Here is a 22467-nt window from a genome sequence, read left to right on the forward strand (position 1 = left end):
ACACGGCGCTCCCGAGAGCCGCCCCCTCCAGACAGAGTCTCGAATGCCCTCACTGTTCGACCCGATCACGCTCGGCGCGCTGAAGCTGCCGAACCGCATCCTCATGGCCCCGCTGACCCGCGCCCGCGGCACGCGGACCCATGTCCCGACGCCGCTGATGGGCGAGTATTACGCCCAGCGCGCCGGGGCCGGCCTCATCATCTCCGAGGCCACCGGCATCAGCCAGGAAGGACTCGGCTGGCCCTACGCGCCGGGCATCTGGTCCGACGAGCAGACCGAGGCCTGGAAGCCGGTGGTGAAGGCCGTGCACGAGGCGGGCGGGCGCATCGTCTGCCAGCTCTGGCACATGGGCTATCTCGTCCATTCAGACTTCCTCGGCGGCGAGCCGCCGGTCGCCCCCTCGGCCGCCACGGCGCCGGACCAGGCGCACACCTATTCGGGCAAGAAGCCCTACAGCCAGGCCCGAGCGCTGCGCGAGGACGAGATCCCACGGCTCATCGCCGATTACGAGCGGGCGGCGAGGAACGCCGTCGCGGCGGGTTTCGACGGCGTGCAGATCCACGCGGCGAACGGCTACCTGCTCGACGAGTTCATCCGCGACGGCAGCAACAAGCGTGAGGATCGCTACGGCGGCTCGGTCGAGAACCGGGTGCGGCTGGTGACCAAGGTCGCGCAGGCGGTGGCCGGCGTGGTCGGCGCGGACCGCACCGGCATCCGCTTCTCGCCCAACGGCCCGATCCAGGGCGTGGACGATTCCAACCCGCACGAGGTCTTCGGGCTCGCCGCCGAGATGATGGAGCGGGTCGGCCTCGCCTTCATCGAGATGCGCGAGCCGGGTCCGGACGGCACCTTCGGCAAGGCGACCGTGCCGCCGGTGGCCCCCGTGATCAAGGAGCGCTTCGGCGGTCCGGTCATCCTCAACTGCGACTACGATGCCGCGCGCGCCGAGCAGGCGGTCGCCTCGGGCGAGGCCGACGCCATCGCCTTCGGCCGGCCCTACATCGCCAACCCCGATCTGGTCGAGCGCATCGCCCAGGGCCTGCCGCTCGCCAAGGACGACATGAAGACCTGGTACAGCCAGGGTCCGGAAGGCTACGTCGATTATCCGACGCTGTCGCAGAAGGCGGCGTAACCCGAAGCGGCCCTCGGGCCGCGCGCATGATCGTCACGGGAGGCGGCCTCGCGGAAGCGGGGCCGCCTTCGTCCGTCCGGGGAGCCGAGTCCGTGAGTGCCACGACGCCGAGTGCCACGACGCCGGAGGCCGTTTCCTACCGCCTCGTCGCCTTCGACTTCGACGGCACGCTGGCCGACACCTTCCCGTGGTTCTGCGCCAACCTCAACGACGTGGCCGCGCGCTACCGCTTCCGCCGGGTCGAGGCGGACGAGACCGGGTGGCTGCGCGCGCTGAGCGCCCGGGCGATCCTGAAGGATCTCGGCATTCCCGCCTGGAAGGTGCCGCTGATCGCCCGCCACATGCGCGGGCTGGCGACCCGCGACGCCGGGCAGGTGCGGCTGTTTGCCGGCGTGCCGGAGATGCTGGCGGGCCTCGATGCCGCGGGATTTCGGCTCGCCGTGGTCAGCTCGAACGGCGAGGCGAATGTCCGCCGGGCGCTCGGCGCGTCGGCGGGGCTGATCCGCCACTACGAGTGCGGCGCCTCGCTCTTCGGCAAGGCGCGCCACCTGCGGGCGGTCGCGCGGCAAGCGGGCGTCGAACCCGCCGCGATGCTGGCGGTGGGCGACGAGATCCGCGACGCGGAGGCGGCAGCGCAGGCGGGTTGCGCCTTCGCCGCGGTGGCCTGGGGCTACAACAGCCCCGAGGCCCTGGCCGGCGCGGGGCCGGCCCACCTGTTCGCCGAGCCCGGCGCGGTGGTGCGGGCCCTCGCGGACCCGGCCGGGCGCTCTTACTGACCCGCGCGGGCGCCGGGGACGACCGAGGCGCCGGCGCCGCTGCCGAACGGCTCGTAGCGGGTCAGGCCGCGGAAGAGCTGGCTGAGGAAGGCGCGGTCGGCGCCGCTGGACGGGGTCGTGCGCTCGATGAAGTCGAAGACGCGTCCGTCCTGCAGGCCGTAGAGCGCGACGCGCTCCACCTTCATGCCGGCGTTGAAGTAGACCGCGGTGACCTTCTGGTCCTCGACCTGCTCGCCGAGGAACATCACCGTGCGGCGGGTGTTCTGGCTGATGTAGTACCAGGACTTGTTGCCGACCGTGGAGACGGTGGACGGCGTGCCGAGGATCTGCAGCACCTGCTCGGCGCTCATGCCCGGTTTCACCGTGGCCAGGGCCGCCTGATCGATCTGATAACCGTGGCGGATCTCCTCGCCGATGCAGCCTGATACGCCGATCGCGACGGAGCCGAGAACGGCCGCGCGGGCAAGCGACGAGACGAGACGGCGCGACATCGGCCCCCCTGATTTTCTGCCAAAAGGGCCTTCATCCGCGGCGCGCTTGGAACGCGCGCGTCTTCGGACTTGCACCCTGGTCCGCGGTTGCCGTACCGCGGGGTTATGGCTTTGACAAGGCAAGCTCGGCCACAGCGCCGTCCGATCCGGTGGATCGCATGATAGCGGGGCTTTTCCGCCGCGCCGGCCGACGGCGCGAGACGATCCGGACGCTGCACCAGCGGATCGGCGAGGCCGCGCGCCGGCCCGGCCTCTACACCGTGCTCGGCGTGCCCGACACCGTCGAGGGACGGTTCGAGGCGCTGAGCCTGCACGTCATCCTCGTGCTGCGCCGCCTCGGCCAGTTGCCGCCGCCGGCCGCGGACGTGGCGCAGGATCTGGTCGATTCCGTCTTCATGCAGCTCGATGCCTCGCTGCGCGAACTCGGCATCGGCGACATGGGCGTGCCCAAGCGCATCAAGAAGCTCGGCGCCTCGTTCTACGCCAGGGCCGGGTCCTACGGCGCGGCGCTCGATGCGGGGGACCGCGCAGGGCTCGCCGCCGCGCTCGCCCGCAACGTGCTCGACGGCGCCGACGCCGCGTCGGCCGGTCCGCTCGCCGCCTACGTCGAGGCCGCCGCTTCCGCCCTGGCGGCGCAGGATCTCGACGGCCTGCTGGCGGAGGGGCCGCGCTTCCCCGAGCCGGCCGGTGCGGCCGACGAGTCAGGAGACCATCGATGACGCCGAAGCCCGCCGGGCCGCTCTCCCGCTCCGTCAACGTCGAGCGCCTGCCCAAGGACCGCGCCGAGATCGTCGTCGAGGCGAGCCCGGCCGAGTGCGAGGCGCTCGCCCGCGACTTCAAGATCCCCGCCATCCGCGACCTCGTCGGTCGCTTCGCCCTGAGCGGCTCGCTGACGCGGCTGCGCGCGGAGGGGCGGGTCGAGGCGGTCGTGACCCAGGTCTGCACGGTGACGCTGGAGCCGTTCGAGGCGAAGATCTCCGAGCCCGTCGAGGTCGAGTTCACCAATGCCGACATCCTCGAGGGCACCGAGGCGGAGGAGGTCGACCTGCCCGATCCGATCGTGAACGGGCGCGTCGATTTCGGCGTGCTGACCGCGGAGTTCCTGGCGCTGGGCCTCGATCCCTATCCGCGCAAGCCCGGCGTCGCCTTCGAGCCCGTCACGGTCGGCGAGGAGCCGCTGCCGTTCTCCGACCTCGCCGCGCTGCGGGACAAGCTCGGCCAGGACAAGGCGTGATCCGCGAGGCGTGATCCACAAGGCGTGATCCGCCCTCCGACGGGAGCCCGCGCGAGAAAGGGTTGAGTTTTTGTTTGCCCGGCCGGGCTCTGCCGCTATTTTGCGCCGCCGATTCCGGGGCCCGTGACGCCCCTTCACGCTCGCTGCCCGCCGGCTCTTCCCGCGGCCTCCCAAAGGAACCATGTCGAACCGCGTTTGCATCTCGCTCGACGCCATGGGCGGCGATCATGGCCCCACGACCGTCGTGCCCGGTGCGGCCATCGCCCGCGAGCGGCACCCCGAGCTTCACTTCATCCTGTTCGGCGACGAGGCGGTGGTGCGCCCCCTCGTCGAGGCCGAGCCGCGGCTGAAGGGCGCCGTCGAGATCCGTCACACCACCGTCTCCATCGCCATGGACGACAAGCCGAGCCAGGCGGTGCGCCAGGGCCGGGGCAAGTCCTCGATGTGGCGGGCGATCCAGGCCGTGCGCGACGGCGAGGCCCAGGCCGCGGTCTCGGCCGGCAATACCGGCGCGCTGATGGCGATGTCGAAGATCTGCCTGAAGACCATGGCCGGCATCGAGCGCCCGGCCATCGCCTGCCTGTGGCCGACGGTGCGCGGCGAGAGCGTGGTGCTCGATGTCGGCGCCACCATCGGCACGGATGCCGAGCATCTGGTCGAGATGGCGGTGATGGGCTCGGCCATGGCCCGGATCGTCCTCGACGTCGAGCGGCCGACGGTGGGCCTCCTCAATGTCGGCACCGAGGAGATGAAGGGCAACGAGGCCGTGAAGGAGGCCGCCCGCCTCCTGCGTGAGTCGGAGCCGGCCAACTTCGCCTATCACGGCTTCGTCGAGGGCACCGATCTCGGCCGCGGCACCACCGACGTGGTGGTGACGGAGGGTTTTACCGGCAACATCGCCCTCAAGACGGCGGAGGGCACCGCCAAGCAGATCGCCTCCTACCTCAAGGCGGCGATGGGGCGGACGCTCTCGGCCAAGATCGGCTACCTCTTCGCGCGCCAGGCCTTCGCGGCCCTGCGCGAGAAGATGAACCCGAGCCGGGCCAATGGCGGCGTGTTCCTCGGGCTGGAGGGCATCGTCATCAAGAGCCACGGCTCGGAGAACGCGCAAGGATTCGCGGCGGCGGTCGATCTTGCCTACGACATGGCGCGCTACGACCTGATGCGCACGATCCGCGACATGCTGGAACAGACGCCGGCCATCGCCGCCGGCATGGATTCCGGGCTCGATGCGAGCCTGGCACAGAAGTGAGAAAAGGACGGATCTGATGGCGCATCGGCGCTCCGTCGTGGTCGGCTGCGGGGCGTACCTGCCCGACACCGTCGTCACGAACACGAACCTCGCCGAGCGCGGGATCGAGACCTCCGACGAGTGGATCGTCCAGCGCACCGGCATCCGCCAGCGCCATATCGCGCGGCCGGACGAGACCACCTCCGTCCTCGGGACCCGCGCGGCGCTCGCGGCGCTCGACGAGGCCGGGCTCTCGCCGGCCGACATCGACCTCGTGATCTGCGCGACCTCGACGCCCGACCACACCTTCCCCTCCACCGCGACCCAGATCCAGGCGGCGCTCGGGATCGAGGGCGGCTTCGCCTTCGACCTTCAGGCGGTCTGCGCCGGCTTCGTCTACGCGGTGGCGACCGCCGACCGCTTCCTGACCACGGGCGGCGCCAAGCGCGCCCTGGTGGTCGGCGCCGAGACCTTTTCGCGGCTGCTCGACTGGGAGGACCGCACCACCTGCGTCCTGTTCGGCGACGGCGCGGGCGCCATCGTGCTGGAGGCCCGCGAGGGCGAAGGCAAAGACATAGGAACGCGTGCCGACCGCGGCGTGCTGTCGAGCTGCCTGCGCTCGGACGGGCGCCACCGCGCCAAGCTCTACGTCGATGGCGGCCCCGGCTCGACCGGTACCACCGGCAAGCTGCGCATGGAGGGCCGCGAGGTGTTCCGCTTCGCCGTCGGCTCGGTGACCGACGTGATCGAGGAGGCGTTCCGCGCCTCCGGCACCACCGCCGACGACCTCGCGTGGTTCGTGCCGCATCAGGCCAACCGCCGGATCATCGAGGCGTCCGCCGACAAGCTCGGCATCGCCCGCGAGAAGGTGGTGCTCACCGTCGATCGCCACGGCAACACCTCCGCCGCCTCGATCCCCCTGGCGCTCGACGCCGCCCGCCGCGACGGGCGCATCCGCGAGGGCGATCTCGTGATGATCGAGGCGATCGGCGGCGGCTTCACCTGGGGCGCCGCACTGATCCGCTGGTAGGCCGAAGCGGCCTTCGCGGCCGGCTCCGATATTCTGTCAACCGCAAGGTTCTGTTGACCGTCGTCCCTCTGCCGATTAGCGTGTTCGATCATAGAGATACACGGCGAGATCCTGTTTCGGGGGCCTCGCCCGGCATGTGAGCGGAGACGGGGTCCGTGCGTCCTGAAGCAGCGGCGCGGATGCCAAAAACTCGGCCGAAGGGGGAGCGCATGGCAGGCAAGACGGTCACACGCGCCGATTTGAGCGAGGCCGTTTACCAGCAGGTCGGCCTGTCGCGGGCCGAATCGGCCGCCCTGGTCGAGACCGTGCTCGGCGAGATCTGCAACTGCCTGTCCGCGGGCGAGACGGTGAAGCTGTCCTCGTTCGGCTCCTTCGTCGTGCGCTCGAAGGGCAAGCGCATCGGCCGCAACCCGAAGACCGGTGTCGAGGTCGAGATCGAGCCGCGACAGGTCATGGTGTTCAAGCCGTCGAACGTGCTCAAGGCGCGCATCAACGGCGGCCACGTCAACGGGCTCGACGCGGACGAGGACGAGTGATCCGGCCGGGCCGTCCCGGTCCGCTCCGGCACAGATCGGTTTGAGGCGCTGCCATGGGACAGCCGATGGGACGAGCGATGGGACTGCCGCTGGAATCCCCGACCCTCGAATCACCCGCCGACGAGGAGCGCGGCGAGAAGAGTCCCGGCGCCTTCCGCACCATCACGGAAGTGTCCGAGGAGCTCGGCGTGCCCCAGCACGTCCTGCGCTTCTGGGAGAGCCGGTTCAGCCAGATCAAGCCGATGAAGCGGGCGGGCGGCCGGCGCTATTACCGGCCCGACGACGTCGATCTGCTCAAGGGCGTGCGCCGGCTGCTGCACGGGCAGGGCTACACGATCCGCGGGGCGCAGCGCGTGCTCAAGGAGAACGGCGTGCGCTTCGTCCAGGCGCTCGGCCGCGGCGAGGTGGAAGTCGGCGCGCCGACCGGGGCCGACCGGGACGAGGAGAGCGTCGAGGCCGCCGCGGCGGATCGCCGGGCCCTGGAAGGGGCGCTCGCCGAATTGCGCGCCTGCCGCGCCCTGCTCGCGGGCCTCGATGAGGTGGATCACGAGGCGAACAACGAGGCCGCCTGAGGCTGGTCGCAACTCGCTTGTGCGCAAGGCATTGACTGGCCTTGCGGATTTCCGCTGGCTGCGGCGGTAGCGCGCGCCGATGTGAGCTGAACTTTACCGGCGGATCGGCGTTGAGGCGCCATGGCTGCCCCTCGCCCCCGGATGTCTCCGACCCAGGAACTCATCGCCCGCGTCATGCGGATCGTGCGCGCTTGCCCGGAAGCCGCCAACGAGGTTCTGGAATTGATGTTCCTCGTCAGCCAGATCGAGGCCTCGACCACGGTCGATCGGGAGTACCGCGACGCGCGGCGGGTCATCAGCCGTCTGCGGGCGCCGCTCTGGGATATGGGACCGGCGGATCGGGAGACCCTGCTCAAGGCCGCCGACACCATCCGCCGCGTCTGCGACCTCGCCGACGGGGACATCCCGCCCGCGCCCTTCGCCGACCTCGGCGAGCGCGAGCGCGTCGAGAAGGCGCTGACCCAGGCGCTGGCGGGCCATCTCGACGAGGCGCAGATCGCCCGCGTGGCTGGGACGGTGGCCGCTGCGCTGCAGCACTGAGCGCGCCGCGTCCGGCTGGATTCGAGGAGGCAAGATTCGACGCGGCAAGCCTCGACGCGGACCTTCGATCTCCCCACATCCTCGTTTGCGCCCTGCGGCGCCGAGGCCGGATCGTCCGGCCGCCCGCGGCGGGTCGCGCGATGACGCTCAAGGAAACGCCGATGGATCTGCCGACCTCTGCCGCGAAACCGATTGCGGTCCTGCCCGCCGCCCTCGCCACCGCCGTCGCAGCCTCCTGGCTCTGCCTCGCCGGACCGGCCCTCGCGCAGACAACCGTCACCAAGAGCGAGACCGTCCCCGCCGGCAAGCAGGCCCGCCTCGTCATCGTGCCGAACCTCAAGAAGGATTGCTCGCTCGGCCCGATGCCCGAGATCAAGGTGGTGACGCCGCCGACCTCCGGCTCGCTCATCACCAAGGCCGGCAAGCTGAAGACCCCCGCCAAGTACCGCTGCCCGAACAAGGATGCCGAGGTTCAGGCGATCTTCTACCAGCCCAACGGCGGCTATACCGGCTCCGACGGGGTCGTGGTCGAGATCAAGAATTCCGACGGCGAGGTCGAGAAGCGCGACATCCGCATCACCGTCGACAAGGGCGACAAGCCCAAGGATGAGAAGAAGAGCGGCACGGATCTCTGATCGGGAGGACGGCCCGGCACGCCGCCGCGCTGCGATGCAGCAATTTTCGTCGATCTTGGAAGCCTCCGGCTTTTGGCCGGGGGCGGCCGCCTCATATCCGAAGCCGGTTAAGCTCGCGCTAAATCCCGGCCAACTTTGAGTGTGTCCCGTTTCACACGCCGGACGGCCAGCCTGTGGGCGGTGCGACAAAACCCGCAATGTCGGTTGCGTTCGACCCGAGACAGGATGAAGCTGTCATCAGCCTGAAGGGGGTGTTCGAATGCCGCTGCACTCGACGAACGACCTGTTCCAGAGCTTCGCTCGCGGCTATGAAGCGCGCCGCGACACGGAGATGACCCTCTCCGAGTACCTTGAGGCGTGCCGCGACAATCCGCTGATGTACGCCTCCGCCGCCGAGCGCATCCTCGATGCGATCGGTCAGCCCGAGATGGTGGACACCGCGCGCGACGCCCGCCTCGGCCGCGTCTTCATGAACCGGACGATCCGGGTCTACCCGGCGTTTGCCGAGTTCTACGGCATGGAGGAGACGATCGAGCGGATCGTCTCGTTCTTCCGCCACGCCGCCCAGGGGCTGGAGGAGCGCAAGCAGATCCTCTACCTGCTCGGCCCCGTCGGCGGCGGCAAGTCGTCGCTCGCCGAGCGCCTCAAGGCGCTGATGGAGGTCCACCCGATCTACGTGCTGAAGGCGGGCGACGAGATCTCGCCGGTCTTCGAGAGCCCGCTCGGTCTGTTCGACCCCGAGGCGATGGGCCGGGAGATCGAGGAGCGCTTCGGCATCCCGCGCCGCCGCCTCACCGGTCTGATGAGCCCCTGGGCCCTGAAGCGCCTCGACGAGTTCGACGGCGACATCTCGCGCTTCAAGGTGATCAAGGTGCGGCCCTCGCGGCTGCGCCAGATCGCCATCGCCAAGACCGAGCCGGGCGACGAGAACAACCAGGACATCTCCTCGCTGGTCGGCAAGGTCGATATCCGTCGGCTCGAGACCCTCTCCCAGGCCGATCCGGACGCCTATTCCTACTCGGGCGGCCTGAACCGGGCGAACCAGGGCGTTCTCGAATTCGTCGAGATGTTCAAGGCGCCGATCAAGATGCTGCACCCCCTGCTCACCGCGACGCAGGAGGGCAACTATGTCGGCACCGAGAATATCGGCGCGATCCCCTTCACCGGCGTGATCCTGGCGCACTCGAACGAGGCCGAGTGGCAGTCGTTCAAGACCAACAAGAACAACGAAGCCTTCATCGACCGCATCTACGTCATCAAGGTGCCCTACTGCCTCCGGGTCACGGAGGAGCAGCGCATCTACGAGAAGCTGATCTCGGGCTCGGAGCTGTCGACGGCCGCCTGCGCCCCGGGCACGCTGGAGATGCTGGCCCGCTTCTCGGTGCTCTCCCGCTTGCGCGAGCACGCCAATTCCAACCTGTTCTCGAAGATGCGGGTCTACGACGGCGAGAGCCTTCGCGAGGTCGATCCCCGCGCCCGCTCGATGCAGGAGTACAAGGACACCGCCGGCGTCGACGAGGGCATGGACGGGATCTCGACCCGCTTCGCCTTCAAGGTGCTGGCCGCGACCTTCAACCACGACACGACGGAGGTCTCGGCCGACCCGGTCCACCTGATGTACGTGCTGGAACAGGCGATCCGGCGCGAGCAGCTGCCGCCGGAAACCGAGAAGCGCTACATCGAGTTCATCAAGACCGAACTCGCCCCGCGCTACGCCGAGTTCATCGGCCACGAGATCCAGAAGGCCTACCTCGAATCCTACCACGATTACGGCCAGAACCTGTTCGACCGCTACATCGACTACGCCGACGCCTGGATCGAGGATCAGGACTTCAAGGACGCCGAGACCGGCCAGCTCCTCAACCGCGAGCTCCTGAACCAGGAGCTGACCAAGATCGAGAAGCCGGCCGGCATCGCCAATCCGAAGGATTTCCGCAACGAGGTCGTCAAGTTCGCCCTGCGCTCGAGGGCGCAGCACGGCGGGCGCAACCCCTCTTGGACCTCCTACGAAAAACTCCGCGAGGTGATCGAGCGGCGCATGTTCTCCCAGGTCGAGGAACTGCTTCCCGTGATCTCATTTGGTTCCAAGAAGGACAGCGAGACCGAGAAGAAGCACGGCGAGTTCGTCGATCGCATGACCGACCGGGGCTACACCGAGCGGCAGGTCCGGCGACTCGTGGAATGGTACATGCGCGTGAAGCAGGCGGGTTGAGGGGAGCGTTTTCCCCGGGCATCCGCCGCACTTTCGCACCTTTGTCCCGCACAACGGGACGTGAGACTTAAGGCGCTGAGCGACTCCGGATGCACATCGTCGACCGTCGGCTCAATCCAGGTGGGAAGAGCCTCCCGAACCGCCAGCGCTTCCTGCGCCGGGTCAAGGACGTCGCGCAGCGCGCGGTTCGGGAATCCGCCCGCGAGAAGGACATCAAGGATCTCGGCAAGGACGGGCGCATCTCCGTGCCGGGCGACGGGGTGCGCGAGCCGCGCTTCTCCCGCCAGCCGGGCACGGGGCATCAGGACTACATCCTGCCCGGCAACAAGACCTACGTGGAGGGCGACCGCATCGAGCGCCCGCCGGGCGGCGGGGGCGGCGGCGGCGCGGGCGAGGGCGGCGAGGGCTCGGAGAACAGCGAGGACGCCTTCCACTTCGTCCTGACGCGGGAGGAGTTCCTCGACCTCTTCCTCGAAGACCTCGAACTGCCCGACCTCGCCAAGCGCCGCCTCGCCGTGGTGGAGACGGAGGGCCTGCGCCGGGCCGGCTACACCGTCTCGGGTTCGCCGGCGAACCTCGCGCTCTCGCGCACCCTGCGCAACTCGATGTCCCGGCGCATCGCCCTCAAGCGGCCGAAGCTGGAGGAGGTCGCCGCGCTGGAGGCGGAGATCGCCAAGGCCGAGGCCGCCAACGACCCGCGCCTGCCCGACCTGACGCTCAAGCTGATGGAGCTGCGCGAGCGCTCCAAGCGCATCCCCTACGTCGATCCGATCGACCTGCGCTTCCGCCGCTTCGAGCCCTATCCGAAGCCGATCGCCCAGGCCGTGATGTTCTGCCTGATGGACGTCTCGGGCTCGATGACCGAGCACATGAAGGATCTGGCCAAGCGGTTCTACATCCTGCTGCACATCTTCCTGACGCGCCGCTACAAGCACGTCGAGATCGTCTTCATCCGCCACACCGACAAGGCGACGGAGGTGGACGAGGAGACCTTCTTCGGATCCCGCGAGACCGGCGGCACGCTGGTCTCCTCGGCGCTGGTCGAGATGAAGCGCGTCGTCACCGAGCGCTACTCGCCGGACGACTGGAACATCTACGCGGCGCAGGCGTCGGACGGCGACAACGTCTCCTCCGACGGGCCGACCTCCACCGAACTCCTGCGCAGCCACATCCTGCCCGCCTGCCAGCACTTCGCCTACCTGGAGGTGGGCGACGAAAACGGACCGCGCGCCGGCTTCGTCGAGCACCGCACCACCCTGTGGCGGACCTACGAGGCGTTGGCCAAGGCCGGCGAGCCGCTCGCCATGCGCAAGGTGAACCACCGCCGCGACATCTACCCCGTGTTCCGCGAGCTGTTCGGCCGCAAGAACGCGAAGGCGGAGGCGTGAGAAGCTTTCCCCTCCCCGCAGGGGGGAGGGGAGACAGCGTCGAGAAGGATTCTCGCATGGTCGCGAGCCTGAGCCGCACGAAGTCCACCGCCCCGAAGCCGGGCGAGTTGCTGTTTTCCGGCAACGACTGGGATTTCGAGACGATCCGGCGCATCCACGACGCCTGCGAGGCGGTGGCCGGGCCGGAACTCGGCCTGTCGTGGTACCCGAACCAGATCGAGATCATCACCGCCGAGCAGATGCTCGACGCCTATGCCTCGATCGGCATGCCGCTGTTCTACAAGCACTGGTCCTTCGGCAAGCACTTCGCCCAGCACGAGGCGAGCTACCGCCGCGGCCTGATGGGGCTCGCCTACGAGATCGTCATCAACTCCGATCCGTGCATCTCCTACGTCATGGAGGAGAACACGGCGACGATGCAGACGCTGGTGATCGCCCACGCCGCCTTCGGCCACAACCACTTCTTCAAGAACAACTATCTATTCCGCCAGTGGACCGACGCGGAGGGCATCCTCGACTATCTCGACTTCGCCAAGGGCTACATCGCCCGCTGCGAGGAGCGCTACGGGCATCAGGCGGTGGAGCACGTCCTCGATGCCGCCCACGCCCTGATGAGCCAGGGCGTCCACCGCTACCCCCGCAAGAAGCGGCCGGACCTGGCGTCCGAACAGCGCCGGGAGCGCGAGCGCGAGGAGCACGGCGAGCAGATCTACAACGACCTCTGGCGCACCCTGCCGGCCAAGGCCGGCGGCCAGAAGGGCGACCCGGCACTGGAGCGGCGGCGCGCCCTCCTGGAACTGCCCCAGGAGAACATCCTCTACTTCCTCGAGAAGGTGGCCCCGCGCCTGCGGCCCTGGCAGCGCGAGATCCTGCGCATCGTGCGCCTCGTCGCGCAGTACTTCTACCCGCAGCGCCAGACCAAGGTGATGAACGAGGGCTGCGCCACCTACTGCCACTACCGGATCATGAACGCGCTCTCGCAGAAGGGGCAGCTCAGCGAGGCGGCCTATCTCGAGTTCCTGACCTCGCACACCAACGTCATCCGCCAGCCGAACTTCGACGACCGCTCCTTCGGCGGCCACAACCCCTACGCCCTGGGCTTCGCCATGATGCAGGACATCGCCCGCATCGTGGAGCAGCCGACCCAGGAGGACCGCGACTGGTTCCCCGACATCGCCGGCACCGGCGACGCCATGGCGGTCCTGCGCGATTGCTGGGAGAATTATCGCGACGAGAGCTTCATCGCGCAGTTCTTGAGCCCGAAGCTCATGCGCGACATGCGCCTGTTCCACGTGGTGGACGATCCCGACGAGCCGGAGATGCGGGTCGAGGCGATCCACGACGAGCGCGGCTACCGCAAGATGCGCCGCTCGTTCGCCCGGCAATACGACGTGGCGTGGCTCGACCCCGATATCGAGGTGGTGGACGTCGATCTGGAGGGCGACCGCCGGCTCATCCTGCACCACAAGGCGCTCAACCGCATCACCCTCCAGCGGGAGGACGCGCGCCGGGTGCTGCAGCACCTCGCCGACCTCTGGGGCTACGACGCGGTGCTGAAGGAGGTCGATCCGGCGACCGGCGCGGTGCTGGTCGAGCACTCCGCGAGCGCGCGTCCGATCTTTTTCTGATCTCTTGGAGCGTTTGCTCCGCCACTCTTCTCCAACCCTCACCCTCATCCTGAGGTGGCGGCGCGCAGCGTCGCCCTCGAAGGATCTTCCAGGGATCGCGCGGGAACGGGAGGATCCTTCGAGGCCCGCTGCAGCGGGCACCTCAGGATGAGGTGGTGGATGGAGAGCAGTGCGTGAAATCAGGGCTCAGAGCGACAGGATCGCGGCCCCCGCGTCGCGCGCCCGCGCGGTGAAGCGCACCCGGCCCCCCTCCAGCACGGCGTCGCCGCCGGCGACCAGGGCGAGCGCCGCCGGGTAGAGCCGGTGCTCCTGCACGATCACCCGGGCGCTCAGCGTGTCGGCGTCGTCGCCGGGCAGAACCGGCACGGCGGCCTGGGCCACGATCGGCCCGGCATCGAGCTCCGGCACGACGTAGTGCACGGTGCAGCCGTGCAGGCGCATGCCCGCGTCCAGCGCCCGCTCGTGGGTGTGCGTGCCCTTGAACAGCGGCAGCAGCGAGGGGTGGATGTTGATCATCCGCCCCGCCCAGGCTTCCACGAAGGCGTCGGTGAGGATGCGCATGAAGCCGGCGAGCACGATCAGCTCGATCCCGGCGGCGTCCAGCTCCGCCTGGAGCGCGGCGTCGAAGGCCGCTCGGTCCGGGAACGCCTTATGGTCGATGGCGCGGGCCGGGATGCCGGCCTCCCGCGCGCGGACGAGGCCGGCGGCGTCCGGGCGGTTCGAGAGCACGAGCACGATCTCGGCCGGATAATCGGGCGCGCGCGCCGCCTCGATCAGCGAGACCATGTTCGAGCCGCGCCCCGAGATGAGGATCGCGACGCGTTTCTTTTCGGGCCGCGCGCTCACAACGCCAGCCGCCCCTCGAACGTCACGGCCTCCGCCCCCCGTTCGGTGATGCGCCCGAGCCGGACCGGGGCCTCGCCGGCCTCGGTCAGCGCGTCCGCCACGGCATCCGCCGCGTCGGCGGCGGCGACCACCACCATGCCGATGCCGCAGTTGAAGGTGCGCAGCATCTCCGCCTCCGCGACGCCGCCCTCGCGCGCGAGCCAGCCGAAGACCGGCGGCACGGCGATGGCGGACAGGTCGATCGCGATGCCGACGCCGTCGGGCAGAACGCGGGGAAGGTTGTCGGGGAAGCCGCCGCCGGTGATGTGGGCGAGCGCCTTGATGCCGCCGGCCCGCTTCAGGGCGGCGAGCAGCGGCTTCACGTAGATTCGGGTCGGCTCCAGCAGCGCCTCGCCGAGGCTGCGGCCGGGGGCGAAGGGCGCGTCGGCGTCGTAGCCGAGCCCGGTCTTGGCCACGATCCGCCGCACCAGCGAGAAGCCGTTCGAGTGGACGCCCGAGGAGGGCAGGCCGAGCACCACGTCGCCGGGCAGGATGCCGGGGCGCGGCAGCAGCGTGCCGCGCTCGGCCGCGCCCACCGAGAAGCCGGCGAGGTCGTAGTCGGCGCCGTCGTAGAGGCCCGGCATCTCGGCGGTCTCGCCGCCGATCAGCGCGCAGCCCGCCTGCCGGCACCCTTCGGCGATGCCGCGCACGATGTCGGCGCCGACGCCGGGCACGAGCTTGCCGGTGGCGTAGTAGTCGAGGAAGAACAGCGGCTCGGCGCCCTGCACGATGATGTCGTTGACGCACATCGCCACGAGATCGATGCCGATCGTGTGGTGGCGCCCGGTCTCGATGGCGATCTTCACCTTGGTGCCGACGCCGTCGTTGGCGGCGACCAGGATCGCATCCTTGAAGCCGGCTGCCTTGAGGTCGAACAACCCGCCGAAGCCGCCGATCTCGGCGTCGGCGCCCGGCCGGCGGGTGGCGCGCACCAGCGGCTTGATCGTCTCGACGAGCGCGTTGCCCGCGTCGATATCGACGCCGGCCTGCGCGTAGGTGAGTCCGTTTCCGTCCTGCGCCGTCATCGCCGCCCCGTGGTCCGGTCTGTGGTGGTTTCGCCGATCATGCGGAAACCCGCTGCCACATCGCGGCGCGGTTGGCCACTGGTCCGGGCGCAGGCGGCGCGTTCGGGCACAGCTTCAAGCCGCGCCGCGGCCGAAAAGCGCCTCGAACAGGGTGGCCGAGCGCTCCAGCCCCTCCGGCGTCAACTGCACCGACCGCGCCTCGTTGACGGGGTCGAAGATCAGGCCCTGGGCGTGAAGGCGGCCCAGCACGTCCCAGGAATGCTCCTTCCAGGCGCGGTCGCCGTCGTGGAGCGTGAGGCGAAGCAGGGCCAGAACCGCGGCGTCGATCCGGTCGGTGTCCTCTGTGTCCATGGCGTCGGGTCTCCGTCGAAGGCGGGCTTTCATCGAACGCCCTTCCGCCGCCCGCGGCAAGGTCCGCCTTGACCGGGCGTGCCACGCTTCCCACTCTCCCCGCCGGACGGACTCGGAAGGGGAAGACGCCTCGATGCGCAGCAGAGCAATCATCGGGCTGTCGATTCTCGCGGTCCTCGTCTTCCTGCTCTACGAGCTGCGCGAGGTGATGCTGCCCTTCGTGGCGGGTCTGGCGCTCGCCTACCTGCTCGATCCGCTGGCCGACCGGCTGGAGCGGCTCGGCCTCGGCCGGCTCGCCGCGACCCTGCTGATCCTGGCGGGCTTCGTCGTCGGGCTCGTGGTGGTGCTCATCATCGTCGTGCCGCTCGCCGCCGGGCAGGTCGCCTCCCTCGTCAACGCCCTGCCGACCATGGTTGGGCGGCTGCAGGGCATCCTCGTGGAGCGCGCCGGCCCGCTCCTCCAGCGCGTCGGCGGCTCGGAAGTCGTCAGCGAGCTGCAATCCTCCGTCGGCACGCTGGTGGGGCAGGGCGGAGCGTGGTTCCTGGCCTTCCTCAAGTCGCTCTGGACGGGGAGCCAGGCGCTGGTCTCCATCGCTTCCCTGCTCGTCGTCACGCCGGTCGTCGCCTTCTACGTGCTGCACGATTGGGACCGGATGATCGCCACCCTCGACGGCTGGGTGCCCCCGCGCCACCGCCCGACCGCGCGGCGGCTCGCGGGCGAGATCGACGGGGCGGTGACCGGCTTCGTGCGCGGGCAGAGCCTCGTCTGCCTGATCCTCGGCTCGTTCTACGCGGTCGGCCTGTTCCTGGTCGGGCTGAACTTCGGCGTGTTGATCGGGATGATCTCGGGCTTTCTCACCTTCATCCCCTATGTCGGCACGCTCACCGGCTTCATGCTCTCCGTCGGCGTCGCCCTGGTGCAGTGGTGGCCGTCGGGCGACTGGCTCCATATCGGCCTCACCGTCGGCGTGTTCCTCGTCGGGCAGTTCCTGGAGGGCAACGTGATCTCGCCCAAGCTCGTGGGCGATTCCGTCGGCCTCCACCCGGTCTGGCTGATGTTCGCGCTCTTGGCCTTCGGCTCGCTGTTCGGCTTCCTTGGGCTGCTGCTGGCCGTGCCGGTCGCCGCCTCCATCGGCGTCGTCGTCCGCTTCGGCATCGAGCGCTATCTCGAGAGCAAGCTCTACCGGGGCGACGGACCCGTGCTGATCGGGGATTCCGGGAGCCCCTCGCTGCCCGCCCGCGATTGATCGCGCGAGGCGGTGTATGGTGGTCACCATGCGCGACAACGCCCCCCCGAAGCAGCTCGCCTTCGACCTGCCGCTCGACCCGCGCTACGGCGCGGAGGATTTTCTGGTCAGCCCCTCGAACGAGGAGGCCTATGCCCTGGTCGAGGCGTGGCCCGATTGGCCCGACACCGTGCTCCTGCTCCGCGGCCCGCCCGGCAGCGGCAAGAGCCATCTCGCCTCGATCTGGGCGACGCGGGCGCAGGCCTGGACGGTCTCCGCCGCCGAGGTCTCCGGGAGCAACGTCTCCCACCTCGTCTCCAACGGCGCCCTCGTGATCGAGGACGTGGACCGGGAGGCCGGCCGCGACGAGGCGGCCCTGTTCCACCTGCTGAACCTCGCCCGCGAGCGGCGCTTTCCCGTGCTGCTCACCGCCTGCGGCCCGGTGGACGGCTTCGGCCTGAAGGTCGCCGACCTGCGCTCGCGGCTGCGGCTCGCGCCCGGCGCCGAGATCGGCCCGCCGGACGACGCGCTCCTGAAGGCGGTCATCGTCAAGCTGTTCGCCGACCGGCAGCTCGGCATCGACACCTCGGTGGTCGATGCCCTGGCGCTGCGCATCGACCGCTCGCTCGCCCGCGTCCGCGAGGTCGTGGCCGAACTCGACCGCGACGCGCTGGGCCGTCGGCGGCGCATCACCCGGCCGCTGGCGCTGGCCGTCCTCGATCGGATGGAGGTCGCCGACGGCCAGGGAGAGGCGGACGGGGAAACAGCGGAAGAGGACACGGCGGAGGGAGACGAGGCCGGGGCCGGCACCTGAGCGGCGTGAGCCGCCAGCCGTTGTCATGAAACTGTCAAACGGGTCCAGCTGCCCCGTGCTAGGGAGCCGGACCGAAATCGAAGGGAGCCAGCGCGTTGTCGGAAGTGGAATCGGATGTGGTCGGCCGGGACACGGAGACGACCGAGGCCGAGGAGACCAGTCTCGCCACCGAGCGGGGCGTGCGCAGCGAATCCGCCCGCGCCCGCACCGCCCGCGCCGCCCGCATCCTCGCCGCGGAGAAGGCCGCCGAGAAGCCGGCCGAGCCCGACGCCGCCAGCGAGAGCGATCCGGCGGAGGCCGCCCGCGAGCCGGTGCTGGAGGCGGGGCGCTCCCTGCGGCACTCGCCCGAGCGCTTCGTGAACCGCGAGCTGTCCTGGCTCCAGTTCAACCGCCGGGTGCTGGAGGAATCCGCCAACCCGAACCATCCGCTGCTGGAGCAGCTGCGCTTCCTCTCGATCTCGGCCAACAACCTCGACGAGTTCTTCATGGTGCGCGTCGCCGGCCTGCACGATCAGGTCCGCGCCGGCCTCGTCGTGCCCTCGCAGGACGGCCTGACCCCCGCGGAGCAGCTGTCGCGCATCGGCAGCGAGGTCTCGCGGCTGGCCCTCGACCAGCAGGAGCGCTGGCGGGCGCTGCGGGAGGAGCTGAACGCCAGCGGCATCCACCTCGCCGACCCGGCCGAACTGTCGGACGAGCACCTCGCCTGGCTCGACGACTACTTCCTGTCCTACATCTTCCCGGTGCTGACGCCGCTCGCCATCGATCCGGCGCACCCCTTCCCGTTCATCCCCAATCTCGGCTTCACCGTCGCGCTGATGATGGTGCGCCCCCGCGACGGGCGGACCTTGCGCGCGCTGATCCGCCTGCCGTCCCTGCTCGACCGCTTCGTGCGCCTGCCGGACGTCGCCGGCGACGGCACCGCCCGCTTCGTCGCCATCGAGCAGGTGATCGCGAAATACGCGAGCCGGCTCTTCCCCGGCTACTCGCTGAAAGGGCAGGGCGCCTTCCGCGTCGTGCGCGATTCCGATCTCGAGATCGAGGAGGAGGCGGAGGACCTCGTCCTGCACTTCGAATCGGCGATCAAGCGCCGCCGCCGCGGCGTCGTCATCCGCCTGGAGATCGAGGCGGGCATGACCGAGGATCTGCGGGCCTTCGTCGCCGACGAGCTGGAGATCGCCCCCGATTCCATCTTCGTGGTCGAGGGGATGCTGGCGCTCAACGAGCTGTCGCAGATCGTCGGGATCGACCGGCCCGACCTCAAGTTCAAGCCCTACAATCCGCGCTTCCCCGAGCGGATCCGCGAGTCCGGCGGCGACGTCTTCGCCGCGATCCGGCAGAAGGACTTCATCGTCCACCACCCCTACGAGTCGTTCGACTCGGTGGTGCAGTTCCTCGGGCAGGCCGCCCGCGACCCGAACGTGGTGGCGATCAAGCAGACGCTCTACCGCACCTCCTCCAACTCGCCGATCGTCGCCGCCTTGGCGGAGGCCGCGGAGGCCGGCAAGTCGGTGACCGCGCTGGTCGAGCTGAAGGCCCGGTTCGACGAGGAGGCCAATATCCGCTGGGCGCGCAACCTCGAGAAGGCGGGCGCGCAGGTGGTGTTCGGCTTCGTCGAGCTGAAGACCCACGCCAAGCTGTCGATGGTGGTGCGCCGCGAGGGCGACCGCCTCGTCACCTACTGCCACGTCGGCACCGGCAACTATCATCCGATCACCGCGCGGATCTACACCGACCTCTCCTTCTTCACCGCCGACCCGGCCATCGCCCGCGACGTGTCGCGCATCTTCAACTTCATCACCGGCTATGCCGAGCCGGCGGAGCTGGAGCGCATGGCGGTCTCGCCGCTGACGCTGAAGCCGCGCCTGCTCCAGCACATCGAGGAGGAGATCGCCCACGCCAAGGCCGGGCGCCCGGCGGCGATCTGGATCAAGTGCAACTCGCTGGTCGATCCGCAGATCATCGACGCGCTCTACGACGCGAGCCAGGAGGGCGTGCAGATCGACTGCATCGTGCGCGGCATCTGCTGCCTGCGGCCGGGGATCCCCGGCCTGTCCGACACGATCCGGGTGAAGTCGATCGTCGGGCGCTTCCTCGAGCACGAGCGCGTCTACGCCTTCGGCAACGGCGCCGGGCTGCCGCACCCGAAGGCGACCGTCTACATCTCCTCGGCCGACCTGATGCAGCGCAACCTCGACCGGCGGGTCGAGGCGCTGTTGCCGATCACCAACCCGACTGTGCATCAGCAGGTGCTGGACCAGATCATGCTGGCCAACCTGCTCGACAACCGGCAGAGCTGGCGTGTACTGGCATCGGGCGCGAGCGAGCGGATCAGCCCCGCGGAAGGGGAGGAGCCGTTCAACGCGCACAAGTACTTCATGACGAATCCGAGCCTGTCCGGGCGCGGCAAGTCGTCGAAGAAATCGAGCCCGCGGGCCCTCAGTCGCCGCGCCCAGCGGTCCTGATCGCGGTGCCGGCCTCGCGGCCCCGAACGATCGTGAGCGTCCCGTCCGCGGGGCGCCTCCCTGACATGGGGGCTGCATGGGTCCGACACGTCCTCACCTGACGCTCGCCCACTCCGTCGAACGCCCGGCTCCGGTGATCACTGGCATGACGTTCGATCCCGTCGCGATCATCGATATCGGCTCGAACTCGGTGCGGCTCGTCGCCTATGACGGGCTCCAGCGCGCCTCGACGCCGCTCTACAACGAGAAGGTCCTGTGCGGTCTCGGCCGCAGCGTCTTCTCCACGGGCCGCCTCAACGAGGATTCCGTGCAGCGGGCGCTCATGGCCCTGCGCCGCTTCCGCGTCCTGTGCGACACGATGCGGGTCTCGCGCATCTTCGTCCTGGCCACCGCCGCCGCGCGCGACGCCGCCAACGGTCCGGCCTTCCTGGAGGCGGCGCGCGAGGCGCTTGGGCACGACATCCAGCTCCTCTCCGGCCGGCGCGAGGCGGAGTTGTCGGCGCTCGGCGTCGTCTCGGGCTTCTACGCGCCCGACGGCGTGGTCGGCGACCTCGGCGGCGGCTCCCTCGAACTCGTCGACGTCAACGGCACCACGGTCGGCCAGGGCGTGACCATGCCGCTCGGCGGGCTGGCGCTCCAGGATCTCTCCGAGGGCTCGCTCAAGAAGGCGCGCAAGATCGCCCGCGAGCATCTGAAGAAGGCCGAGCCGCAGCTCGACACCCTGCGCGGCCGCACCTTCTACGCGGTCGGCGGCACGTGGCGGGCGCTCGCCCGCCTGCACCAGGCCGCCCGCGAATACCCGCTCCACGTCATGCACGGCTACGCGGTCGAGCCGTCCGATGAACTGAGTTTCCTCGAAATGGTCGAGGCGACCGACGCGGCGACCCTGCAGGAGGTCGAGACCATCTCCGAGGCGCGCCGGCCCCTGCTGGCCTTCGGCGCCGTCGTTCTCGAAGAGATCATCCGGCTGGGCCGGCCCCGCGAGATCGCCATCTCCGCCTTCGGCGTCCGCGAGGGCCTGCTGTTCGAGCAGCTCGACCGCGAGACCCGGGCCCTCGACCCGCTGATCGTCTCGGCGCAGGAGCTCAACCTTCAGCGCGCCCGCTCTCCCGGCCACGGCGAGGAGCTGCGCGGCTGGACCGACCACTTCATCGCCAGCCTCGACGGTCCGGAGACCGCGGGCGAGCGCCGCCTGCGCCACGCCGCCTGCCTGCTCTCCGATATCGGCTGGCGGGCCCATCCCGACTATCGCGGCGAGCAGAGCCTCAACGTGATCGCCAACGCGGCCTTCGCCGGCATCGACCATCCGGGCCGGGCCTATCTCGCTCTGTCGGGCTATTTCCGCCACGAGGGCGTGGCCCCGGAGAAGGCGAGCCCGACCCTGCGCACCCTTGCCGGCCCCCGCCTGTTCGACCGCGCCCGCCTCGTCGGCGCGCTGATGCGGGTCGCCTTTCCGGTCTCGTGCGGCATGGCCGGACCGCTCACCCGGATGCCGATCGCGGTCGAGGACGGCCGGGTGGTGCTGCGCCTGCCCACCGACTGGGCCGACCTCAACGGCGAGCGCCTGCTGAGCCGCGTCCGCGGTCTGGGCCGCGTGATCGGCCTCGACGGGCGGATCGAGGTCGTCTGAGCCGGAACCGCTCGCGGCCCGCCCGGTCTCCGTCCCCTCAGCCCGACAGGCGCGTGTGGGCGATCGCGATCTCGCGCTCGGCATCGGCCGTCAGGTAGGCGATGCGCGGCCCGTCGAGGTTGGCGTCGGCGATGCGCTGGCGCAGGTCGGCCTCGTACTTCTTCTCCTCGGCGCGCCGGGGCGGCGGCAGGAGGCGCAGCAGCATCGGGCTGGCGATCTCGCTGCGGATGAGACCGCGGTGGTTGGCGAGGCGCCGCAGGCTGCTGGCGAGGTCTTCCAGCTTCGATTCCGGCAGATACTGGCGGGCGGAGACGCGGGCTCTGCCGGATTGAGACATGGTGCGACCTCTCTGGGACAACAGGTCGAGGGATCGCATGCTGCTGGTTCGTTTTCCCTTGCGAAAGACCGTTAACGGTTCCCGCACCCTGGACCGCCGTCCCCGATCCGGGCTCGGCCGCGGATCGGGGGGCGGGACTCGGGTGGGCCATGCGCCGACATCGCGGTTCCTGTTCCCCGCGCTGCCGACGCACCTGCAGCCGCTCGGCCCACTGAGCGTCACAGGAACGGCGCAGAGAACTGGTCCGCACCGCCCCGTCACTGCCGGCCCCGCCGCCACGCAGGCCCGAGAGGGCTCGCGAAACCGTCAGGCGCATCGGCCGCGGGGAGGGCC

22 protein-coding genes are annotated in these 22467 nt (G+C 69.9%); 17 read left to right on the forward strand and 5 right to left on the reverse strand.

All coding sequences use genetic code 11. From position 1 onward, the window contains the following. The first annotated feature begins 43 nt into the window (after window positions 1-43). Both ABS772_RS05100 and ABS772_RS05105 read left to right on the forward strand, forming a co-directional pair. Window positions 44-1132, forward strand: coding sequence for an alkene reductase (locus ABS772_RS05100; RefSeq protein WP_350392734.1), 1089 nt, complete (start codon window positions 44-46; stop codon window positions 1130-1132). 26 nt (window positions 1133-1158) lie between these two features. Further along, a complete protein-coding gene (locus ABS772_RS05105) occupies window positions 1159-1908 on the forward strand; it encodes an HAD hydrolase-like protein (protein ID WP_407942964.1) in 750 nt (249 codons plus the stop codon). Here the strand turns inward: ABS772_RS05105 and ABS772_RS05110 are convergent. Continuing rightward, window positions 1902-2399 carry an outer membrane protein assembly factor BamE gene (locus ABS772_RS05110; RefSeq protein WP_238255560.1) on the reverse strand — a complete coding sequence of 166 codons (498 nt, stop codon included), beginning with the start codon at window positions 2397-2399 and terminating at the stop codon, window positions 1902-1904. The two genes, ABS772_RS05105 and ABS772_RS05110, sit on opposite strands and share 7 nt — an antisense overlap. A 158-nt stretch (window positions 2400-2557) precedes the next feature. On the opposite strand from ABS772_RS05110, the gene ABS772_RS05115 reads away from it, so the two are divergent. The 11 genes from ABS772_RS05115 to ABS772_RS05165 all read left to right on the forward strand — a co-directional run bounded on the left by ABS772_RS05115 (window position 2558) and on the right by ABS772_RS05165 (window position 13405). Next, window positions 2558-3118, forward strand: coding sequence for a ubiquinol-cytochrome C chaperone family protein (locus tag ABS772_RS05115; protein WP_350392740.1), 561 nt, complete (start codon window positions 2558-2560; stop codon window positions 3116-3118). Further along, complete coding sequence (locus tag ABS772_RS05120; protein WP_350392743.1) at window positions 3115-3633, forward strand: YceD family protein; 519 nt, start codon at window positions 3115-3117, stop codon at window positions 3631-3633. Before ABS772_RS05115 ends, ABS772_RS05120 begins: the two co-directional genes overlap by 4 nt. A 181-nt stretch (window positions 3634-3814) precedes the next feature. Beyond that, complete coding sequence (gene plsX, locus ABS772_RS05125; protein WP_238255563.1) at window positions 3815-4885, forward strand: phosphate acyltransferase PlsX; 1071 nt, start codon at window positions 3815-3817, stop codon at window positions 4883-4885. A 16-nt stretch (window positions 4886-4901) separates the two neighbouring features. Beyond that, window positions 4902-5894 carry a beta-ketoacyl-ACP synthase III gene (locus tag ABS772_RS05130; protein WP_238255564.1) on the forward strand — a complete coding sequence of 331 codons (993 nt, stop codon included), beginning with the start codon at window positions 4902-4904 and terminating at the stop codon, window positions 5892-5894. Window positions 5895-6103: 209 nt separating this feature from the next. Beyond that, window positions 6104-6430, forward strand: a complete 327-nt coding sequence (locus ABS772_RS05135; protein ID WP_238255565.1) for an integration host factor subunit alpha — start codon at window positions 6104-6106, stop codon at window positions 6428-6430. A 77-nt stretch (window positions 6431-6507) separates the two neighbouring features. Next, a complete protein-coding gene (locus ABS772_RS05140; RefSeq protein ID WP_350392788.1) occupies window positions 6508-7002 on the forward strand; it encodes a MerR family transcriptional regulator in 495 nt (164 codons plus the stop codon). A 120-nt stretch (window positions 7003-7122) separates the two neighbouring features. Further along, complete coding sequence (locus tag ABS772_RS05145) at window positions 7123-7542, forward strand: hypothetical protein (protein ID WP_238255566.1); 420 nt, start codon at window positions 7123-7125, stop codon at window positions 7540-7542. A 161-nt stretch (window positions 7543-7703) separates the two neighbouring features. Next, entirely contained in the window at window positions 7704-8177 is a 474-nt protein-coding gene (locus ABS772_RS05150; protein ID WP_238255567.1) for a 4-aminobutyrate aminotransferase, read from the forward strand. Window positions 8178-8436: 259 nt separating this feature from the next. Beyond that, window positions 8437-10389, forward strand: a complete 1953-nt coding sequence (locus ABS772_RS05155) for a PrkA family serine protein kinase (RefSeq protein WP_017485416.1) — start codon at window positions 8437-8439, stop codon at window positions 10387-10389. Between the two features lie 89 nt (window positions 10390-10478). Next, window positions 10479-11777 carry a YeaH/YhbH family protein gene (locus ABS772_RS05160; RefSeq protein WP_350392758.1) on the forward strand — a complete coding sequence of 433 codons (1299 nt, stop codon included), beginning with the start codon at window positions 10479-10481 and terminating at the stop codon, window positions 11775-11777. A gap of 56 nt (window positions 11778-11833) precedes the next feature. Then, window positions 11834-13405 carry a SpoVR family protein gene (locus ABS772_RS05165; RefSeq protein WP_238255569.1) on the forward strand — a complete coding sequence of 524 codons (1572 nt, stop codon included), beginning with the start codon at window positions 11834-11836 and terminating at the stop codon, window positions 13403-13405. A gap of 186 nt (window positions 13406-13591) precedes the next feature. On the opposite strand, the gene purN is transcribed toward ABS772_RS05165, so the two are convergent. From purN to ABS772_RS05180, 3 genes are all read right to left on the reverse strand, one after another. Next, window positions 13592-14251 carry a phosphoribosylglycinamide formyltransferase gene (purN, locus tag ABS772_RS05170; RefSeq protein WP_350392762.1) on the reverse strand — a complete coding sequence of 220 codons (660 nt, stop codon included), beginning with the start codon at window positions 14249-14251 and terminating at the stop codon, window positions 13592-13594. Then, window positions 14248-15315: a phosphoribosylformylglycinamidine cyclo-ligase gene (gene purM, locus ABS772_RS05175; protein ID WP_350392765.1), complete on the reverse strand. Its 1068-nt coding sequence runs from the start codon at window positions 15313-15315 to the stop codon at window positions 14248-14250. Before purM ends, purN begins: the two co-directional genes overlap by 4 nt. Before the next feature lie 114 nt (window positions 15316-15429). After that, window positions 15430-15666, reverse strand: a complete 237-nt coding sequence (locus ABS772_RS05180) for a DUF6429 family protein (protein ID WP_350392767.1) — start codon at window positions 15664-15666, stop codon at window positions 15430-15432. Between the two features lie 133 nt (window positions 15667-15799). On the opposite strand from ABS772_RS05180, the gene ABS772_RS05185 reads away from it, so the two are divergent. From ABS772_RS05185 to ppx, 4 genes are all read left to right on the forward strand, one after another. Next, window positions 15800-16912, forward strand: coding sequence for an AI-2E family transporter (locus ABS772_RS05185; protein ID WP_238255573.1), 1113 nt, complete (start codon window positions 15800-15802; stop codon window positions 16910-16912). A 28-nt stretch (window positions 16913-16940) separates the two neighbouring features. After that, complete coding sequence (locus ABS772_RS05190) at window positions 16941-17705, forward strand: P-loop NTPase family protein (protein WP_350392790.1); 765 nt, start codon at window positions 16941-16943, stop codon at window positions 17703-17705. A gap of 95 nt (window positions 17706-17800) precedes the next feature. Beyond that, the gene (locus ABS772_RS05195) at window positions 17801-20167 is read left to right on the forward strand and encodes an RNA degradosome polyphosphate kinase (RefSeq protein ID WP_350392770.1); all 2367 of its coding nucleotides are present in this window, start codon (window positions 17801-17803) and stop codon (window positions 20165-20167) included. A 76-nt stretch (window positions 20168-20243) separates the two neighbouring features. Next, the gene (gene ppx, locus ABS772_RS05200) at window positions 20244-21797 is read left to right on the forward strand and encodes an exopolyphosphatase (RefSeq protein WP_350392772.1); all 1554 of its coding nucleotides are present in this window, start codon (window positions 20244-20246) and stop codon (window positions 21795-21797) included. Between the two features lie 37 nt (window positions 21798-21834). Here the strand turns inward: ppx and ABS772_RS05205 are convergent, their stop codons facing one another. Beyond that, the gene (locus ABS772_RS05205; protein ID WP_238255578.1) at window positions 21835-22134 is read right to left on the reverse strand and encodes a hypothetical protein; all 300 of its coding nucleotides are present in this window, start codon (window positions 22132-22134) and stop codon (window positions 21835-21837) included. Window positions 22135-22467: the final 333 nt, after the last annotated feature.

Source organism: Methylorubrum podarium, assembly GCF_040270385.1.
Taxonomy (GTDB): Bacteria; Pseudomonadota; Alphaproteobacteria; order Rhizobiales; family Beijerinckiaceae; genus Methylobacterium; species Methylobacterium podarium.

Coding starts and splice junctions, on each gene's coding strand:
- ABS772_RS05100 (WP_350392734.1), top strand. CDS start 44: ATGCCCTCACTGTTCGACCCGATCACGCTCGGCGCGCTGAAGCTGCCG.
- ABS772_RS05105 (WP_407942964.1), top strand. CDS start 1,159: ATGATCGTCACGGGAGGCGGCCTCGCGGAAGCGGGGCCGCCTTCGTCC.
- ABS772_RS05110 (WP_238255560.1), bottom strand. CDS start 2,399: ATGTCGCGCCGTCTCGTCTCGTCGCTTGCCCGCGCGGCCGTTCTCGGC.
- ABS772_RS05115 (WP_350392740.1), top strand. CDS start 2,558: ATGATAGCGGGGCTTTTCCGCCGCGCCGGCCGACGGCGCGAGACGATC.
- ABS772_RS05120 (WP_350392743.1), top strand. CDS start 3,115: ATGACGCCGAAGCCCGCCGGGCCGCTCTCCCGCTCCGTCAACGTCGAG.
- plsX (WP_238255563.1), top strand. CDS start 3,815: ATGTCGAACCGCGTTTGCATCTCGCTCGACGCCATGGGCGGCGATCAT.
- ABS772_RS05130 (WP_238255564.1), top strand. CDS start 4,902: ATGGCGCATCGGCGCTCCGTCGTGGTCGGCTGCGGGGCGTACCTGCCC.
- ABS772_RS05135 (WP_238255565.1), top strand. CDS start 6,104: ATGGCAGGCAAGACGGTCACACGCGCCGATTTGAGCGAGGCCGTTTAC.
- ABS772_RS05140 (WP_350392788.1), top strand. CDS start 6,508: ATGGGACTGCCGCTGGAATCCCCGACCCTCGAATCACCCGCCGACGAG.
- ABS772_RS05145 (WP_238255566.1), top strand. CDS start 7,123: ATGGCTGCCCCTCGCCCCCGGATGTCTCCGACCCAGGAACTCATCGCC.
- ABS772_RS05150 (WP_238255567.1), top strand. CDS start 7,704: ATGGATCTGCCGACCTCTGCCGCGAAACCGATTGCGGTCCTGCCCGCC.
- ABS772_RS05155 (WP_017485416.1), top strand. CDS start 8,437: ATGCCGCTGCACTCGACGAACGACCTGTTCCAGAGCTTCGCTCGCGGC.
- ABS772_RS05160 (WP_350392758.1), top strand. CDS start 10,479: ATGCACATCGTCGACCGTCGGCTCAATCCAGGTGGGAAGAGCCTCCCG.
- ABS772_RS05165 (WP_238255569.1), top strand. CDS start 11,834: ATGGTCGCGAGCCTGAGCCGCACGAAGTCCACCGCCCCGAAGCCGGGC.
- purM (WP_350392765.1), bottom strand. CDS start 15,315: ATGACGGCGCAGGACGGAAACGGACTCACCTACGCGCAGGCCGGCGTC.
- ABS772_RS05180 (WP_350392767.1), bottom strand. CDS start 15,666: ATGGACACAGAGGACACCGACCGGATCGACGCCGCGGTTCTGGCCCTG.
- ABS772_RS05185 (WP_238255573.1), top strand. CDS start 15,800: ATGCGCAGCAGAGCAATCATCGGGCTGTCGATTCTCGCGGTCCTCGTC.
- ABS772_RS05190 (WP_350392790.1), top strand. CDS start 16,941: ATGCGCGACAACGCCCCCCCGAAGCAGCTCGCCTTCGACCTGCCGCTC.
- ppx (WP_350392772.1), top strand. CDS start 20,244: ATGGGTCCGACACGTCCTCACCTGACGCTCGCCCACTCCGTCGAACGC.
- ABS772_RS05205 (WP_238255578.1), bottom strand. CDS start 22,134: ATGTCTCAATCCGGCAGAGCCCGCGTCTCCGCCCGCCAGTATCTGCCG.